The organism is Enterobacter sp. 301B, assembly GCF_003850715.1.
GTDB lineage: Bacteria > Pseudomonadota > Gammaproteobacteria > Enterobacterales > Enterobacteriaceae > Enterobacter > Enterobacter intestinihominis.
The window spans coordinates 171,679-187,163 of record NZ_PQTC01000009.1 but is presented as its reverse complement, the minus strand read 5'-3'; the positions used below and the strand labels follow the sequence as shown (position 1 = coordinate 187,163).

Genomic DNA, 15,485 nt, shown 5'->3' with positions numbered 1-15,485 from the left:
GGCCATCATCTTTAATGGAATAACGCTTGCGTACTACGACCGAAAAACCCAGAGTGTGCTCCGGATAGACTGAAAAGTGTTACCTATGTTCCCGGTCTGATCTGTTACCTATGTATCCGGTCATACAGAAGCGCCACCGGGCATCCACATGCACAATACTAAATGTGCAGTTCCTGAAGTTTTTCTTTTGGCAGGGCCAGCTCGTCGTTGCTGTTTACACGAACATCACGTTCGATGATATGGCGGGCAATCTCCTGAGCTTCTTCCAGAGAGTGCATCTGGTAAGTGCCGCACTGGTAAACGTTCAGCTCTGGGATCTGGTTCTGCTCTTTCACCTTCAGCACGTCTTCCATGGCCGCTTTCCACGCATCCGCGACGCGTTTCTCTTCAGGCTGACCAATCAGGCTCATGTAGAAACCGGTGCGGCAGCCCATCGGAGAGATATCGATGATCTCCACGCCGTTGCCGTTCAGGTGGTCGCGCATGAATCCGGCGAAAAGGTGTTCCAGCGTGTGAATGCCTTTCTCTGGCATCACTTCTTTATTCGGCACGCAGAAGCGCAGGTCGAAAACGGTGATCGTGTCGCCGTGCGGCGTGTTCATGGTCTTCGCCACGCGGACTGCTGGTGCTTCCATACGGGTATGGTCGACAGTAAAGCTATCTAATAACGGCATACGTCACCTCCGATAGTGATTTTTTTTAAAATAAACTGAACTCTTCTACAGAATGCGCGTCTGAGTATATGAAAGACGCGCATTTGTTATCATCATCCCTGAATTCAGAGATGTATATTTTGGCCACAGCGATGTGGCCTTTTTCTTTTGGTTCAGGCCTGCTTCGCCAGAAACGCCTCAAACGATTCCGTATCCGCCCCTTCGACCTCTTTCTGACGCACAACGGACGCATCGCGCTCTGCCACAAAATCCGCTTCGCTCAGGATCTCTAACGGCTCCTGCATCAGCATCTCACGGTACTCCGCTGAGAGTGAACGCCCTGTGCCACCAATTCCCTGTTCAATCATAGAACGCAGAATACGTGCTGAGAATGTCAGTTCCGGGTTATCAAAGCTTTCAATCAGTTCGTCGCAGACCTTCTGGTAAGCTTCGCCGCCGTACACGCTATCCAGCGTCTGGGCTACGCGCTTCAGGTCATGGAACAGATCCTTCCCTACCTTAGACAGTGGGAACTGGGCCGTTTCACAGCCAATACCTAACGTCAGACCCGGCTTGCGCCCTTCCAGAATCACGCGATTCCAGTTGGCACGAGTACACAGCAGTTCGTCGGAACTCATTTCCGGCGCATCCGCCAGTACGCACCAGACCATAAACAGGTCAAGGAAGCGAACCTGCTGCTCGTCAACGCCAATCGGTGAGAACGGGTTAATATCCAGCGAGCGCACTTCAATGTATTCGATCCCGCCGCGCTGTAGCGCATCAGACGGCGTTTCACCGCTGCGCGTCACGCGCTTCGGACGAATCGGCGCATACAGTTCATTTTCAATCTGCAATACGTTGGTGTTAATTTGCAGGCGCTTGCCGTCTTTTTCGAGGCCGATTTTTTCGTACTCTTCCGACGGGGTTTTTATCGCCCGCTTCAGGCCTGCCACATATTCGTGCAGATCGTTAAACGTAATTCCGAGATTGCTTTGCGATTTATTGGTATAGCCAAGGTCGCTCAGGCGCAGCGAGGTCGCGTACGGCAGATAGTACATGCCACACTCGGTCTTCTCGAACGGCAGCGTGGTCGGTTTCCCTTGCAGGAACGATGAACAGATAGCCGGGGACGCGCCGAACAGATACGGAATAACCCAGCCAAAACGGTAGTAGTTGCGGATCAGGCGGAAGTAGCCCGCGGAGATCGCTTCTTTATCCGTTTCACCGCACTTCGCCTGCCAGAACGCCATCGGCAGAGAGAAATTGTAGTGCACGCCAGAGATCGTCTGCATCAGTGCGCCGTAGCGATTTTTCAGTCCTTCGCGATACAGCGTTTTCAGCCGTCCAATATTCGAGGTGCCGTACTGAGCCAGCTCAATCTCCTGCCCCTGCTCGATATAGCACGGCATGCTGAGCGGCCACATACGCTCGTCGCCGAGGTTGCGGGCGGTGAAGCGATGCACGTCGCGCATGATCGTCAGCATATGATCAATATCACCGTCTACTGGCGTAATGAACTCCAGCAGCGCTTCGGCGAAATCGGTTGTGATCCATTTATGTGTCAGCGCCGAGCCTAACGCCTTCGGGTGTTCCGTAGTCGCTAAGCTACCATCCGCATTTACGCGCAGCGTTTCGCGCTCAAGCCCACGCTGAATCCCCTTCAGTGCCTGAGGGTGATTTTCCAGCCAGGCCAGCGCCTGTGATACGTCCGGGATCAATTTGACCTCCCGCCTGTCAAAAAATTGTCACTCAGCATAATTGTAATGGTTGACGATTGAAGGTCGCGAATTCATTCCACCAATTAGTGCCACCACGTCATACCCTGTAGTGTTACCCATGCCAGTAAAACATAGCGTAACGCCTTGCCAAGGCACAAAAAAAAGAGCACCGGTCCCCAGGAGATGCGCATCCATCCCGCCAGCAGACACAGTAAATCGCCTATTACAGGCATCCAGCTTAATAACAGCGTGGCAGCGCCATAGCGTTTTAGCCAGCCCACTGCCTTTTCCTGCCAGCGAGATTTTTCGCGTAGCGGAAAGAAACGTCCAAGAATAACGTTAGTCAGCCCTCCAAGGCTATTACCCATTGTTGCTATTAAGACCAGCAACCAGGGCTGACTCACGCCGGACAACAGCATCGCCACCAGCACCACTTCCGAACTCCCCGGTAAGAGGGTGGAGCTTAAAAAACTGCTGGCGAATAATGAAGCGAGTGACAGCGCGTCACTCACAGTAAGCGAACGTCCACCGCCGCCATTCCGGCATCACGCGCGGCCTGAATGCCAAAATCAGCATCTTCAAACACCACGCATTTTGCAGGTGGTACACCCATTAATTCTGCACAGCGCAGGAAGGTATCCGGTGCGGGTTTGTGATGTTTAACATGATCGGCGGCAACGACGGCAGAAAAATAGTGGCGCAGGCCAAGGTGTTTGAGTAGCGCTTCAGCAATCGCGCTCTCGCTGCCCGTACCGACAGACATAGGACGACGCCCGTGCCACTCCTTGACGACGTCAATGAGTGGTAAAGGCTGCACGGTGTCTAACAGTATGGCTTTTACCGCGTCGGTTTTTTCACGCGCGAGCTGGTGCGGGTCGAGATCGGCCTGATTCAGCTCAATCACGGCCTGTGCGATACGCCAGGTGGGCGATCCGTTGAGGGCAATCATCGCCTGTAAATCGAAGCGCATACCGTAACGGCCCAGGACTTCGGTCCAGGCCTGACGATGCGTGGGTTCGGTATCCAGGAGGGTGCCGTCCATGTCGAAGATCAAACCGTCATACTGTGCGTACATCGTGCTCTCGCTAAACGATTAACAAAGCATTACTTTATCGTAAAAGGGGATTTTTGTCGCTGATTGCGAAGTGATAACAATGAGAGTGATTAAGAACTAAACATCGAAGGGGATCACAAGAAGAGATGGTGCATCCGGGAGGATTCGAACCTCCGACCGCTCGGTTCGTAGCCGAGTACTCTATCCAGCTGAGCTACGGATGCATCGGGATTTACTACTGTACTGCTCGATATTCATATCACTTCGAAAGCAATATGAAGTAATAGATGGTGCATCCGGGAGGATTCGAACCTCCGACCGCTCGGTTCGTAGCCGAGTACTCTATCCAGCTGAGCTACGGATGCATCGGGATTTACTACTATACTGCTCGATATTCATATCACTTCGAAAGCAATATGAAGTAATAGATGGTGCATCCGGGAGGATTCGAACCTCCGACCGCTCGGTTCGTAGCCGAGTACTCTATCCAGCTGAGCTACGGATGCAAAATGGCGGTGAGGCGGGGATTCGAACCCCGGATGCAGCTTTTGACCGCATACTCCCTTAGCAGGGGAGCGCCTTCAGCCTCTCGGCCACCTCACCACACAACGCCTCTTTCGAGTGCTTCGAGCAACTCGTTAAGAGCTTCTCGTCGCTGCGTGGCGCATATATTACTTTCTGGGACTTATAAGTCAAACAATTTTCCACATGCTTTTTTCGTTTGCACAATTCGCACGCAATTCGCATGTAAAAGCCGCAAAGAGAGTGTTTTATAAGCGGATTTTGCAGGCATCTTCACAGAATTGTGTTGAGAGAAGCGCGTCATTTGGATGAGATAAGATTATGAGAGTGGTCAAAAACGAAGCGTTTGAAATAGAACGGTAACTTTATGCAGGAAAAATAGCGGGAGGGTTGCGTCTCGCCCGACAGCGAGACGCGACAATATCAGTAACTGGACTGCTGGGATTTTTCAGCCTGGATACGCTGGTAGATCTCTTCACGGTGGACATATACTTCTTTAGGAGCGTTAACACCAATACGTACCTGGTTACCCTTTACCCCTAAAACTGTCACGGTGACCTCATCCCCAATCATGAGGGTCTCACCAACTCGACGAGTCAGAATCAGCATTCTTTGCTCCTTGAAAGATTAAAAGAGTCGGGTCTCTTGTATCCCGGCATTATCCATCATATAACGCCAAAAAGTAAGCGATGACAAACACGTAAAGTGTAAGCAGTCACGGCATCACATTCTGTTAAACGTAAGTTTAGCCGATATACACAAACTCAACCTGACTTTATCGTTATCGATAGCGCAGTGAGCAAGACGCCATAACGTTACCGCTATGGCGTCTGCTTGTGCTTTGTAGTTATTACAGTTTCGCGCTTACCCAGCTTTCAACGCTGGCTAATGCCGCGGGAAGTGCCGCCGCATCCGTACCACCGGCTTGCGCCATGTCCGGACGACCGCCACCTTTGCCACCCACCTGCTGGGCGACCATGCCAATCAGTTCCCCTGCTTTGACACGATCCGTCACATCCTTAGAGACGCCCGCAATCAGAGAAACCTTACCCTCTGCGACCGTTGCCAGCACGATAACCGTCGAACCAAGCTGGTTCTTCAGATCGTCGACCATGGTACGCAGCATCTTAGGCTCAACGCCCGCCAGGTCGCTGACCAGCAGTTTGACGCCCTTAATGTCTACCGCTTTGCTGGAGAGGTTTGCGCTCTCCTGCGCCGCAGCCTGTTCTTTCAGCTGCTGGAGTTCTTTTTCCAACTGACGGGTACGATCCAGCGCGACACGCACTTTCTCGCCCAGGTTCTGGCTATCGCCTTTCAGCAGCTGCGCGATCTCGTGCAGCTGGTCGCTCTGCGCATGCAGGCTGGCAATTGCACCTTCCCCGGTCACCGCCTCAATACGACGCACGCCTGCCGCCGTACCCGACTCGGAAACGATGCGGAACAAGCCGATGTCACCGGTGCGGGATGCGTGAGTACCGCCACACAGTTCGGTAGAGAAGTCGCCCATGCTCAGCACGCGAACGCGGTCGTCATATTTCTCGCCAAACAGCGCCATCGCACCTTTCTTCTTCGCTGCCTCAAGATCCATGATGTGGGTTTCGATTGGCAGGTTGCGGCGGATCTGGGCATTCACCAGGTCTTCCACCGCACGAATTTCAGACGGCTTCATCGCTTCAAAATGCGAGAAGTCGAAACGCAGCACTTTGTCGTTAACCAGAGAACCTTTCTGTGCAACGTGCGTACCCAGCACTTCGCGCAGGGCTGCGTGCATCAGGTGGGTTGCCGAGTGGTTCAGACGGATGCGCGCGCGGCGAGCTTCGTCAACGTTGGCCTGAACGCCCTCGCCCACTTTCAGAGAACCGGAAACCAGTTTGCCCTGGTGACCAATTGCCTGACCGTATTTCTGGGTATCGCTTACGCTGAAGCTGAAGCCATTGCCTTTCAGTTCGCCTTTATCGCCAACCTGGCCGCCGGATTCCGCATAGAACGGTGTTTTATCCAGGATAACAACCGCTTCCTGACCTGCGCTAATGCTGTCTACGGCTTTACCGTCAACAAACAGCGCGGTCACGTTGCTGGTCAGAGCCAGCTCTTCGTAGCCTTTAAATTCAGACGCGCTATCAACGCGAATCATCGCGTTGTAGTCCGCGCCAAAACCGCTGGATTCACGCGCACGACGACGCTGCTCTTCCATTGCGGCTTCAAAGCCTGCTTCGTCAACTTTGATGTTGCGCTCGCGGCAAACGTCCGCCGTCAGGTCAACCGGGAAGCCGTAGGTGTCGTACAGGCGGAAAGCGGTTTCGCCATCCAGCGTGTCGCCCTTGAGTTTCGCCAGCTCGTCGTCCAGCAGCGCCAGTCCGCGCTCCAGCGTACGGGCAAACTGCTCTTCTTCGGTTTTCAGAACCTGTTCAACCTGCGCCTGCTGGCGTTTCAGCTCGTCACCGGCAGAACCCATCACGCCAATCAGTGGACCAACGAGTTTATAGAAGAAGGTGTCCTTCGCGCCCAGCATGTTGCCATGACGGATCGCACGACGAATGATACGACGCAGCACATAGCCACGGTTTTCATTCGACGGGATAACGCCGTCAGCAATCAGGAACGCACAGGAACGAATATGGTCTGCGATAACGCGCAGTGATTTGTTGTTCAGATCGGTTGCGCCCGTCACTTCGGCAACGGCTTTGATCAGGGTGCTGAACAAGTCAATCTCATAGTTGGAGTTAACGTGTTGCAGAACGGCCGCGATACGCTCAAGACCCATACCGGTATCTACGGACGGTTTTGGCAGCGGCTCCATGGTGCCGTCGGCCTGACGGTTGAACTGCATGAAGACGATGTTCCAGATCTCAATGTAGCGATCGCCATCTTCTTCCGCGCTTCCCGGAGGGCCGCCCCAGATGTGGTCACCATGATCGTAGAAGATCTCGGTGCACGGACCGCAAGGGCCGGTGTCACCCATCTGCCAGAAGTTATCAGACGCGTAAGGCGCGCCTTTGTTGTCACCGATACGGATGATACGTTCGCGAGGGATACCCACTTCTTTTTCCCAGATGTCGAACGCTTCGTCATCGGTCTCATACACGGTCACCCACAGACGCTCTTTCGGCAGATTAAACCAGTTTTCACCGGTCAGCAGTTCCCACGCATATTGAATGGCGTCGTGTTTGAAGTAGTCGCCGAAGCTGAAGTTACCCAGCATTTCGAAGAAAGTGTGGTGGCGCGCGGTGTAACCGACGTTTTCCAGATCGTTGTGTTTACCGCCCGCACGCACGCAACGCTGTGAGGTTGTGGCGCGGGAATAATTACGCTTGTCGAGACCAAGGAACACATCCTTGAACTGGTTCATCCCGGCGTTGGTAAACAGCAGAGTCGGGTCATTGTTCGGTACCAGGGAGCTGCTGGCAACAACCTGGTGTCCCTTACTATGGAAAAAATCGAGAAACGCCTGACGGATCTCAGCGGTGCTCTTGCTCATAATTATCCTGAAATCAAGCTAACGAAATGTCGCAGCAGATCTGTATCTGTAAACAGTTGGACGGACCAGCTACTGGAAAAAGTGGGAATAAGATAAGTTTTCTTTAGTGGGAAGTAAAATCCCGCATGCGTTCAATCGGTAAAATTACGCCAGATATCCTGAATATCTTCCATCAGGAAGCCGCGGTAGAGCAAAAAGCGCTGGATTTTAACTTTTTCTGAAAATTCACGCGGCAGCGGCTCACCGTACTTTCGTACCGCCTGCTCACGCGCCAGTTCGCACCAGTCGATTTCACTTTCGCGCATGGCTTTTTCAATCGATTCACGGGCTACACCTTTCTGGTTCAGCTCCTGGCGGATACGCGCTGGCCCATAGCCTTTACGACCACGGCTGGCAAGAAAGCGAGCGGCAAAACGGCCGTCATCCAGATAGTGATGCTCGTAGCACCAGGCAACCACGCGGTCATAATCTTCCGCGGTGGCATCAATGTCTTCCGGACCGTTTTTGCTCATGACGGGCGCTGACAGTTTCCGCCGCAGCTCCTGTTCGCTATGGTCACGCACGGCAAGAATACGCACGGCCCGATCCAGCAAGCGTGAGTAGGCTGGTCGGCGTGATGTCGGTTCACTCATAAAAAACCTGTCGATTCAGAAATGCAAAAAGGGCCGCATCAGCAGCCCTTCATTTTTATCCGAGAGGATTAAAAGTCTTCGTTGGTTTCTTCAGCATCCGCGCCGTCGACCACGAAATCAGGTTTAGAGTCCTGGTTGCTCAGCAGGAGTTCACGCACCTTCTTCTCAATCTCTTTCGCCGCCGCCGGGTTCTCTTTCAGCCAGGAGATAGCATTCGCTTTACCCTGACCAATCTTGTCACCGTTGTAGCTGTACCATGCGCCCGCTTTTTCAATCAGCTTCTCTTTCACGCCCAGGTCAACCAGCTCGCCGAGGAAGTTGATACCTTCGCCGTAGAGGATCTGGAATTCAGCCTGTTTGAACGGTGCTGCGATTTTGTTCTTCACAACCTTCACGCGGGTTTCGCTACCGACGACGTTATCCCCCTCTTTCACCGCGCCGATACGGCGGATATCCAGACGGACAGAAGCGTAGAATTTCAGAGCGTTACCGCCGGTGGTGGTTTCCGGGTTACCGAACATTACACCAATTTTCATACGGATCTGGTTGATGAAGATCAGCAGCGTATTGGACTGCTTCAGGTTACCCGCCAGCTTACGCATCGCCTGGCTCATCATACGTGCCGCGAGGCCCATGTGAGAGTCACCGATTTCACCTTCAATTTCCGCTTTTGGCGTCAGCGCCGCAACGGAGTCGACGATGATCACGTCAACCGCACCTGAGCGCGCCAGCGCGTCACAAATTTCCAGGGCCTGCTCGCCGGTGTCCGGCTGTGAGCACAGCAGGTTGTCGATATCAACGCCCAGTTTACGGGCATAGACCGGGTCCAGCGCGTGCTCGGCATCGATAAACGCACAGGTTTTACCTTCGCGCTGTGCCGCCGCAACAACCTGCAACGTCAGGGTGGTTTTACCCGAGGATTCCGGACCGTAGATTTCTACGATACGGCCCATCGGCAAACCGCCAGCGCCCAGTGCGATATCAAGAGAAAGCGAACCAGTGGAGATAGTTTCCACGTCCATGGAACGGTCTTCACCCAGGCGCATGATGGAGCCTTTACCGAATTGCTTTTCGATCTGGCCCAGTGCTGCCGCCAACGCTTTCTGTTTGTTTTCGTCGATAGCCATTATTACTCCTGTCATGCCGGGAGAAGCAACTGCGCTTCACCATGGACTTCTGTTCTGTTGAGGCAATTATACTGTATAATCATACAGTATCAAGTATTTTGTAGAAATTGTTGCCAGAGCGTTTTTAACGCGTATTCCGTTGCCTGACGACGCACGCTTTCGCGATCGCCGCTGAAGCATTCCCGGCGGGTGATCCCTTCACCTTTTGAGGTGGCAAAGCCAAACCAGACGGTGCCGACAGGCTTCACGTCGCTGCCGCCGTCCGGCCCCGCGATACCGCTGATGGAGATAGCGTAATCTGCGCGCGCCTCTTTCAGCGCGCCAATCGCCATTTCGATCACCACCGGCTCGCTGACCGCGCCATGCTGCTCAAGCGTGGCTTCACGCACGCCAATCATCTGCGCTTTAGCCTCGTTACTGTAGGTCACAAAGCCGCGTTCAAACCAGGCGGAACTGCCAGCAATATCGGTAATTGCTTTCGCCACCCAGCCGCCGGTGCAGGATTCTGCGGTCGTGAGAGTCGCGCCGCGCTGTTTCAGCGCCAGCCCCACCACTTCGCTTAGCTGCATCAATTCATGGTCAGTCATTCTCGCTCCAGGCCTTAGAAAAACATGCAGCACAAGATAGCACTTTCTCATCAAATATGGGGATGCGCGTCGGGTTTTACGAGGGGGCTTCAGAAAAAAGCCGATGCGGGCGCATCGGCCAGAGAGACGCTTATTTCATGCTGTTAGCGAGGGTATCCACATTGTGGCGAAACGCCTTGACGTAGGTGTCCGCCACGCCGCCCTTCGCGGACAGCGCTTCCGGGTAAAGTTCACCGCCCGGCTGGGCGCCCGTGGCGGTCGCAATCTGCTTCACCAGGCGCGGATCAAGCTGGTTTTCCATAAACCAGGTTTTCACACCGTCAGCTTTAATCTGATTGATGATCTCCGCTACCTGCGCCGCGCTGGCTTCACTCTCAGACGACAGCCCCTGCGGCGCCATAAACGTCACGCCGTAGGCGCGGCTGAAATAGCCGAAAGCGTCGTGGCTGGTCAGCACTTTGCGCTTCGCCTGTGGGATGTCGCTGAAACGCTTTTTAGCCCAACCGTCCAGCTGAGAGAGATGCGCAATATAGGGTTTACCGGTAGCTTCAAGCGCCGCCGTATCTTCAGGATCGGCCTTCACCAGCCCTGAGAGAATATTTTGCGCATACAGCGCGCCGTTCGCCGCGCTGTTCCACGCGTGCGGATCGGTCACGGTTTTACCGTCCTCTTCCAGAGTGTGCGTTTTCACGCCGTCCGAAGCAACCACCAGCTGGCCTTTGAATCCGGAGGCTTTCACCAGACGATCGAGCCAGCCTTCCAGCCCCAGCCCATTGACCACCACCACGTCGGCTTTACTCAGCGCCGCGCTGTCTTTGGGCGAGGGTTCGAAAGTATGGGGATCACCGTCCGGCCCCACCAGCGTCGTCACCTTCACACGATCGCCGCCAACCTGCTGCGTGATGTCTCCCAGGATGGAAAAGCTGGTCACCACATTAAGCGTTTTCGCCATTACGCCGTGCGTCATCATGCCGAGCGCGAGCGCCACGGCTAACCCTGTACGTTTCATCGTTTCCCCTTGCGTTAAAAAAGCGCCCGCAGGCTATCCGCCAGCCTGCTGCGCGTGCCAAATAAAACGGAAATAAAGAACAATGCGCTGGCGGTCAGCACAATGGAGGGCCCGGCGGGCAGACTCACTGCCCAGGAAAGGCTTAAGCCCAGCCACGCGCAAAAAATACCGCTGATACCCGCCATCAGAAGTAACCCTGGCAGGGTGCGCACCCAGCAGCGTGCCGCCACGGCGGGTAACATCATCAGCCCGACGGCCATCAACGTGCCGAGCACCTGAAAACCGGCCACCAGGTTGAGCACCAGCAGCGCCAGAAACAGACCGTGTAACATCCCGGGCAGCCAGCGCGCGTTCACCTGCAACCACGCGGTATCGAACGCTTCGCTGACCAGCCCACGATAAAACATCGCCAGCGTGAGGAGCGTGAACATGCAAACGCCCGTCACGAACAGGGCTGACGCGCTATCCACGGCGAGAATGGAGCCAAACAGAAGATGAAGCAGATCGACATTTGAACCGCGCAGCGACACCAGCGTGACGCCCAGCGCCAGGGAACCCAGGTAAAACCCCGCGAAGCTGGCATCCTCTTTAAGGGGCGTGCGGCGGCTGACCAGCCCGGCCACCAGCGCAACGGCGATCCCGGCAATAAACCCGCCGACAGTCATTGCCAGAAGCGACATACCGCTGAGCAGATAGCCCACCGCGACACCCGGCAAAATGGCATGAGAAAGGGCGTCCCCCATCAGGCTCATCCGACGCAGCTGAAGGAATACCCCCAGCGCAGTGGTGCTGACGGAGAGCGCCAGGCAAACCACCAGCGCGCGCCGCATAAAGCCGTACTCAATAAACGGCTGGAAGAAGAGATGCCAGATCATGCCACCCTCACCCGCTCGGTTTTCCAGTGCGGCGTATCAGCATCCAGCCGCAGCGTTTGTGGGAAGTGGCGCGAGACGCGTTCGCTGTCGTGCAGTACCGCCAGCAGGGTCTGCCCCTGCATATACATCTCCAGCATCAGATCCATCAGCACGTTGCAGGTCGCTTCATCGACGCCGGTGAAAGGCTCATCCAGCATCACCAGCGGCGCCTGCTGCACCAAAACGCGGGCAAACAGCATGCGCTGAAACTGGCCGCCGGAAAGTTCATCTATGGTAGAGAACGCCATGGACGCCAGCCCCACGCGCTCAAGCGCGCCGGCAATGCGCATGCGGGTATCCCGACGAAAACTGGCAAATAGCGAGATTGCTGGCCAGCAGCCCATGCTCACCACGTCCTGCACGGTCAGAGGAAATTGCGCCTCCAGGGCGTGACGCTGCGCCAGCCAGCCCACCACCGGACGTCTCCCCTGCCAGCGAAACGTACCGCTGACGGGCGGAAGAAAGCCAGCGAGCGTTTTCAGCAGCGTGGATTTGCCGCAGCCGTTGGCCCCGACGATGGCGGTCATGCTCCCGCGTTCAATCACGCCGGACAGTGCGCGCGTAACGGGCTGGCGATCGTAACCCGCCACCAGGTCGTTCATCACGATCATGGCAACGCCACCGCCCAGCGCACGGCCAGGCCGAGAAACAGAATGAGCACCAGCGCCAGCAGCAGCCGAAGCGAGGATGAGAGAGAAAACAGGGACATGGATATCTCAATTCAATAATGTTATAACATAACAATAATGAAAGGCGATTGAGATGTAAACGGCGGGAGTGAAATGAGAATGTGGCGAAATGTTTCTGCAAACTTCCCTCTCCCGTGGGAGAGGGTCAGGGTGAGGGCATCAGGCCGCACCGTGCGGGCAGCCATGCCGGGTGGCGGCGTTGCCTTACCCGGCTTACCCGTCGGGGTAACTTACTGGCTAAACGGTGACGCTGCCGGCACACGCGCCTGAGACACCGCCAGCCCCAGCTGCCACACCGCCATCGCATAGTGCGTGCTGTGGTTGTAGCGGGTAATGGTGTAGAAGTTCGGCAGTCCGAACCAGTACTGATAACCGGTTCCGACATCCAGGCGCAGCAGGCTCACCTGGTCAACATTGCCCAGCGGCTGCGACGGCGTTAAGCCTGCCGCTGCCAGCTGCGCCACGCTGTATTTGGTTTTAAATCCGTTTTCCAGACCAAACGCCTCGCCGTTTGCCTGCACCGCCACCTGGCCGCCCGGCGTCCAGCCGTGCGCTTTGAAGTAGTTGGCCACGCTGCCAATGGCGTCTTCGGGATCCCACAGGTTGATGTGACCATCCCCGTTAAAATCTACCGCGTACTGCTTATAGGAGGACGGCATAAACTGGCCGTAGCCCATCGCACCGGCGAACGACCCTTTCAGATCTAACGGATCGTCCTGTTCGTCTCGCGCCATCAGCAGGAAGGTTTCCAGTTCAGAGGAGAAATACTCGGCGCGGCGCGGGTAGTTGAAGGAGAGCGTCGCCAGCGCATCGAGGATGCGGGTTTTACCCATAATGCGTCCCCAGCGAGTCTCGACCCCAATAATACCGACGATGATCTCCGGCGGCACGCCATAGACCTGCCACGCACGATTCAGGGCGTCTTCATACTGATTCCAGAACACCACGCCATTTTGCACGTTGTCCGGGGTAATAAACTGTTTGCGATAGCGCAGCCACGCCCCGTTTGGCCCGGTCGGCACCTGGGCCGTCGGCGCCTGCCTGTCCATCAGGCGCAGCACGTAGTCCAGACGCTTCGCCTGAGACAAAATGGCATGCAGCTGCTGGCGATCAAAACCGTGCTTGCTCACCATTTTATCGATGAACTGTTCGGCCGCAGGGTTATTCGCGAAGTCGCCGCCCATCTGCATCATATTGTGCTGCGGCTCAAGCAGGAACCCGCCGGAAGGCGCGCCCGCCGTTTGTTGAACAGCTTCAGTCCTGGGTTTGCTACTACAGGCGGACAGGAGAATAAGCGCAGGTAACAGCGCTGCATAACGACGCTTGAACATGTGGCATCCATTTAACGAGTTCGGTAAGAACCCAGTATGGTAAAGCATCCGCAACACCTCAAGGAAGCGGTACACACCTCCCCAACGCAAATCCGCGCTTTTTTCCATCGAAAATCATTCGCCCCACCAATTATCTTTCAAATTAATCCATTTTTCTTTCATTGTGAGATCTAATTAACACTTTAAAAGCTTTCAATTTGATTATTATTAGCCCCGAACAGACAAAAACAAACGCCCTACAGGAGAGAAGAATGATAGAAACCATCACCCACGGCGCCGAGTGGTTCATCGGGCTTTTTCAGAAAGGCGGCGAGGTATTCACCGGCATGGTGACCGGGATCCTGCCCCTGCTGATCAGCCTGCTGGTAATCATGAACGCGCTGATTAACTTTATCGGCCAGCAGCGTATTGAACGCTTCGCCCAGCGCTGCGCCGGAAACCCGCTGTCCCGCTACCTGATCCTGCCCTTCATCGGCACCTTTGTGTTCTGCAACCCGATGACCTTAAGCCTCGGCCGCTTTATGCCAGAGAAGTACAAGCCGAGCTATTACGCCGCCGCCTCCTACAGCTGCCATTCCATGAACGGCCTGTTCCCGCACATCAACCCCGGCGAGCTGTTCGTTTATCTCGGGATCGCCAGCGGCCTTACCACGCTTGGCCTGCCGCTCGGCCCGCTGGCGGTGAGCTACCTGCTGGTCGGTCTGGTCACCAACTTCTTCCGCGGCTGGGTGACGGATCTCACCACCGCCATTTTTGAGAAAAAAATGGGCATCCAGCTTGAACAGAAAGTCCATCTTTCAGGAGCTACAGCATGAACCGGATCCGCATTGAGAAAGGCACGGGCGGCTGGGGCGGCCCGCTGGAGTTCGACGCCACCGAAGGCAAAAAGATTGTGTACATCACCGCAGGCACGCGCCCGGCGATCGTCGACAGGCTGCACGAGCTGACGGGCTGGGAAGCGGTCGACGGCTTCAAGGAAGGCGAACCGCCGGAAGCGGAAATCGGCGTGGCGGTGATCGACTGCGGCGGCACGCTGCGCTGCGGCATCTATCCGAAGCGCCGCATTCCGACGGTAAATATTCACTCCACCGGGAAATCCGGCCCGCTGGCGCAGTACATCCTTGAGGATATTTATGTCTCTGGGGTGAAGGAGGACAACATCACGCTGGTGAATGGCACATCCGCGCCGCAAAAAGCGGCCGCGCGCGAGTACGACACCAGCAAAAAAATCACCGAGCAGAGCGATGGCCTGCTGGCGAAGGTCGGGATGGGGATGGGGTCCGCCGTGGCGGTGCTGTTCCAGTCCGGGCGCGACACCATCGACACGGTGCTGAAAACCATTCTGCCGTTTATGGCGTTCGTCTCGGCGCTGATCGGTATCATCATGGCCTCCGGCCTCGGCGACTGGATTGCCCACGGCCTCGCCCCGCTCGCCAGCCACCCGCTCGGCCTGGTGACGCTGGCGCTGATCTGCTCCTTCCCGCTGCTGTCGCCGTTTCTCGGCCCGGGCGCGGTGATTGCCCAGGTCATCGGCGTGCTGATTGGCGTACAGATTGGTCTGGGCAACATTCCCCCGCACCTCGCTCTGCCAGCCCTTTTCGCCATTAACGCTCAGGCGGCGTGCGACTTCATCCCCGTCGGGCTGTCGCTGGCCGAAGCACGTCAGGACACCGTGCGCGTGGGCGTCCCCTCCGTGCTGGTGAGCCGCTTCCTGACGGGCGCGCCAACGGTGCTGATTGCCTGGTTTGTCTCCGGCTTTATTTATCAATAA

General features: G+C 55.7%; 15 protein-coding genes and 4 tRNA genes. 2 read left to right on the top strand and 17 right to left on the bottom strand.

From position 1 onward, the window contains the following. Positions 1 to 158: 158 nt before the first annotated feature. The 17 genes from luxS to mltB form a co-directional block, all read right to left on the bottom strand. On the bottom strand, positions 159 to 674 hold the full coding sequence (gene luxS / locus C3451_RS12610) for an S-ribosylhomocysteine lyase (protein WP_003862180.1): 516 nt from the start codon (positions 672 to 674) through the stop codon (positions 159 to 161). 152 nt (positions 675 to 826) lie between these two features. Then, positions 827 to 2,371 (bottom strand): glutamate--cysteine ligase, encoded by a 1,545-nt coding sequence (gene gshA / locus C3451_RS12605; protein WP_045623687.1) that lies wholly within the window; start codon positions 2,369 to 2,371, stop codon positions 827 to 829. Positions 2,372 to 2,454: 83 nt separating this feature from the next. After that, entirely contained in the window at positions 2,455 to 2,883 is a 429-nt protein-coding gene (locus tag C3451_RS12600; protein ID WP_045623688.1) for a YqaA family protein, read from the bottom strand. Further along, positions 2,880 to 3,446 carry a fructose-1-phosphate/6-phosphogluconate phosphatase gene (gene yqaB, locus C3451_RS12595; protein ID WP_022649138.1) on the bottom strand — a complete coding sequence of 189 codons (567 nt, stop codon included), beginning with the start codon at positions 3,444 to 3,446 and terminating at the stop codon, positions 2,880 to 2,882. The genes C3451_RS12600 and yqaB overlap by 4 nt, the downstream gene beginning before the upstream one ends. A gap of 126 nt (positions 3,447 to 3,572) precedes the next feature. Continuing rightward, a tRNA-Arg gene (locus tag C3451_RS12590) sits at positions 3,573 to 3,649 on the bottom strand. Between the two features lie 64 nt (positions 3,650 to 3,713). Continuing rightward, positions 3,714 to 3,790 (bottom strand) — tRNA-Arg (locus C3451_RS12585). Positions 3,791 to 3,854: 64 nt separating this feature from the next. Next, positions 3,855 to 3,931, bottom strand: a tRNA-Arg gene (locus tag C3451_RS12580). A gap of 4 nt (positions 3,932 to 3,935) precedes the next feature. After that, positions 3,936 to 4,028 (bottom strand) — tRNA-Ser (locus C3451_RS12575). A 342-nt stretch (positions 4,029 to 4,370) separates the two neighbouring features. Next, the gene (gene csrA / locus C3451_RS12570) at positions 4,371 to 4,556 is read right to left on the bottom strand and encodes a carbon storage regulator CsrA (RefSeq protein ID WP_063921831.1); all 186 of its coding nucleotides are present in this window, start codon (positions 4,554 to 4,556) and stop codon (positions 4,371 to 4,373) included. A 241-nt stretch (positions 4,557 to 4,797) separates the two neighbouring features. After that, positions 4,798 to 7,425 carry an alanine--tRNA ligase gene (gene alaS / locus C3451_RS12565; RefSeq protein WP_032676479.1) on the bottom strand — a complete coding sequence of 876 codons (2,628 nt, stop codon included), beginning with the start codon at positions 7,423 to 7,425 and terminating at the stop codon, positions 4,798 to 4,800. A 131-nt stretch (positions 7,426 to 7,556) separates the two neighbouring features. After that, positions 7,557 to 8,057 (bottom strand): recombination regulator RecX, encoded by a 501-nt coding sequence (gene recX / locus C3451_RS12560; RefSeq protein WP_017382782.1) that lies wholly within the window; start codon positions 8,055 to 8,057, stop codon positions 7,557 to 7,559. Positions 8,058 to 8,125: 68 nt separating this feature from the next. Further along, positions 8,126 to 9,184 (bottom strand): recombinase RecA, encoded by a 1,059-nt coding sequence (recA, locus tag C3451_RS12555; RefSeq protein WP_022649140.1) that lies wholly within the window; start codon positions 9,182 to 9,184, stop codon positions 8,126 to 8,128. Positions 9,185 to 9,273: 89 nt separating this feature from the next. Next, positions 9,274 to 9,771 carry a nicotinamide-nucleotide amidase gene (gene pncC, locus C3451_RS12550; protein ID WP_003862172.1) on the bottom strand — a complete coding sequence of 166 codons (498 nt, stop codon included), beginning with the start codon at positions 9,769 to 9,771 and terminating at the stop codon, positions 9,274 to 9,276. A gap of 130 nt (positions 9,772 to 9,901) precedes the next feature. Further along, the gene (locus C3451_RS12545; protein WP_045621630.1) at positions 9,902 to 10,780 is read right to left on the bottom strand and encodes a metal ABC transporter substrate-binding protein; all 879 of its coding nucleotides are present in this window, start codon (positions 10,778 to 10,780) and stop codon (positions 9,902 to 9,904) included. 14 nt (positions 10,781 to 10,794) lie between these two features. After that, the gene (locus C3451_RS12540; RefSeq protein WP_045621628.1) at positions 10,795 to 11,655 is read right to left on the bottom strand and encodes a metal ABC transporter permease; all 861 of its coding nucleotides are present in this window, start codon (positions 11,653 to 11,655) and stop codon (positions 10,795 to 10,797) included. Continuing rightward, entirely contained in the window at positions 11,652 to 12,305 is a 654-nt protein-coding gene (locus tag C3451_RS12535) for an ATP-binding cassette domain-containing protein (protein WP_045621626.1), read from the bottom strand. The genes C3451_RS12540 and C3451_RS12535 overlap by 4 nt, the downstream gene beginning before the upstream one ends. Before the next feature lie 308 nt (positions 12,306 to 12,613). Then, a complete protein-coding gene (mltB, locus tag C3451_RS12530) occupies positions 12,614 to 13,714 on the bottom strand; it encodes a lytic murein transglycosylase B (protein WP_022649145.1) in 1,101 nt (366 codons plus the stop codon). 251 nt (positions 13,715 to 13,965) lie between these two features. Between mltB and srlA the strand changes: the two genes are divergently transcribed. Beyond that, a complete protein-coding gene (gene srlA / locus C3451_RS12525; RefSeq protein WP_003862164.1) occupies positions 13,966 to 14,529 on the top strand; it encodes a PTS glucitol/sorbitol transporter subunit IIC in 564 nt (187 codons plus the stop codon). Further along, positions 14,526 to 15,485 carry a PTS glucitol/sorbitol transporter subunit IIB gene (locus C3451_RS12520; RefSeq protein WP_045621624.1) on the top strand — a complete coding sequence of 320 codons (960 nt, stop codon included), beginning with the start codon at positions 14,526 to 14,528 and terminating at the stop codon, positions 15,483 to 15,485. Before srlA ends, C3451_RS12520 begins: the two co-directional genes overlap by 4 nt.

Excerpts from the sequence above, each read along its gene's own strand:
- pncC (WP_003862172.1), bottom strand. The coding sequence starts at position 9,771 with ATGACTGACCATGAATTGATGCAGCTAAGCGAAGTGGTGGGGCTGGCG.
- srlA (WP_003862164.1), top strand. The coding sequence starts at position 13,966 with ATGATAGAAACCATCACCCACGGCGCCGAGTGGTTCATCGGGCTTTTT.
- C3451_RS12540 (WP_045621628.1), bottom strand. The coding sequence starts at position 11,655 with ATGATCTGGCATCTCTTCTTCCAGCCGTTTATTGAGTACGGCTTTATG.
- alaS (WP_032676479.1), bottom strand. The coding sequence starts at position 7,425 with ATGAGCAAGAGCACCGCTGAGATCCGTCAGGCGTTTCTCGATTTTTTC.
- C3451_RS12545 (WP_045621630.1), bottom strand. The coding sequence starts at position 10,780 with ATGAAACGTACAGGGTTAGCCGTGGCGCTCGCGCTCGGCATGATGACG.
- recX (WP_017382782.1), bottom strand. The coding sequence starts at position 8,057 with ATGAGTGAACCGACATCACGCCGACCAGCCTACTCACGCTTGCTGGAT.
- luxS (WP_003862180.1), bottom strand. The coding sequence starts at position 674 with ATGCCGTTATTAGATAGCTTTACTGTCGACCATACCCGTATGGAAGCA.
- C3451_RS12535 (WP_045621626.1), bottom strand. The coding sequence starts at position 12,305 with ATGATCGTGATGAACGACCTGGTGGCGGGTTACGATCGCCAGCCCGTT.
- recA (WP_022649140.1), bottom strand. The coding sequence starts at position 9,184 with ATGGCTATCGACGAAAACAAACAGAAAGCGTTGGCGGCAGCACTGGGC.
- mltB (WP_022649145.1), bottom strand. The coding sequence starts at position 13,714 with ATGTTCAAGCGTCGTTATGCAGCGCTGTTACCTGCGCTTATTCTCCTG.
- C3451_RS12520 (WP_045621624.1), top strand. The coding sequence starts at position 14,526 with ATGAACCGGATCCGCATTGAGAAAGGCACGGGCGGCTGGGGCGGCCCG.
- yqaB (WP_022649138.1), bottom strand. The coding sequence starts at position 3,446 with ATGTACGCACAGTATGACGGTTTGATCTTCGACATGGACGGCACCCTC.
- csrA (WP_063921831.1), bottom strand. The coding sequence starts at position 4,556 with ATGCTGATTCTGACTCGTCGAGTTGGTGAGACCCTCATGATTGGGGAT.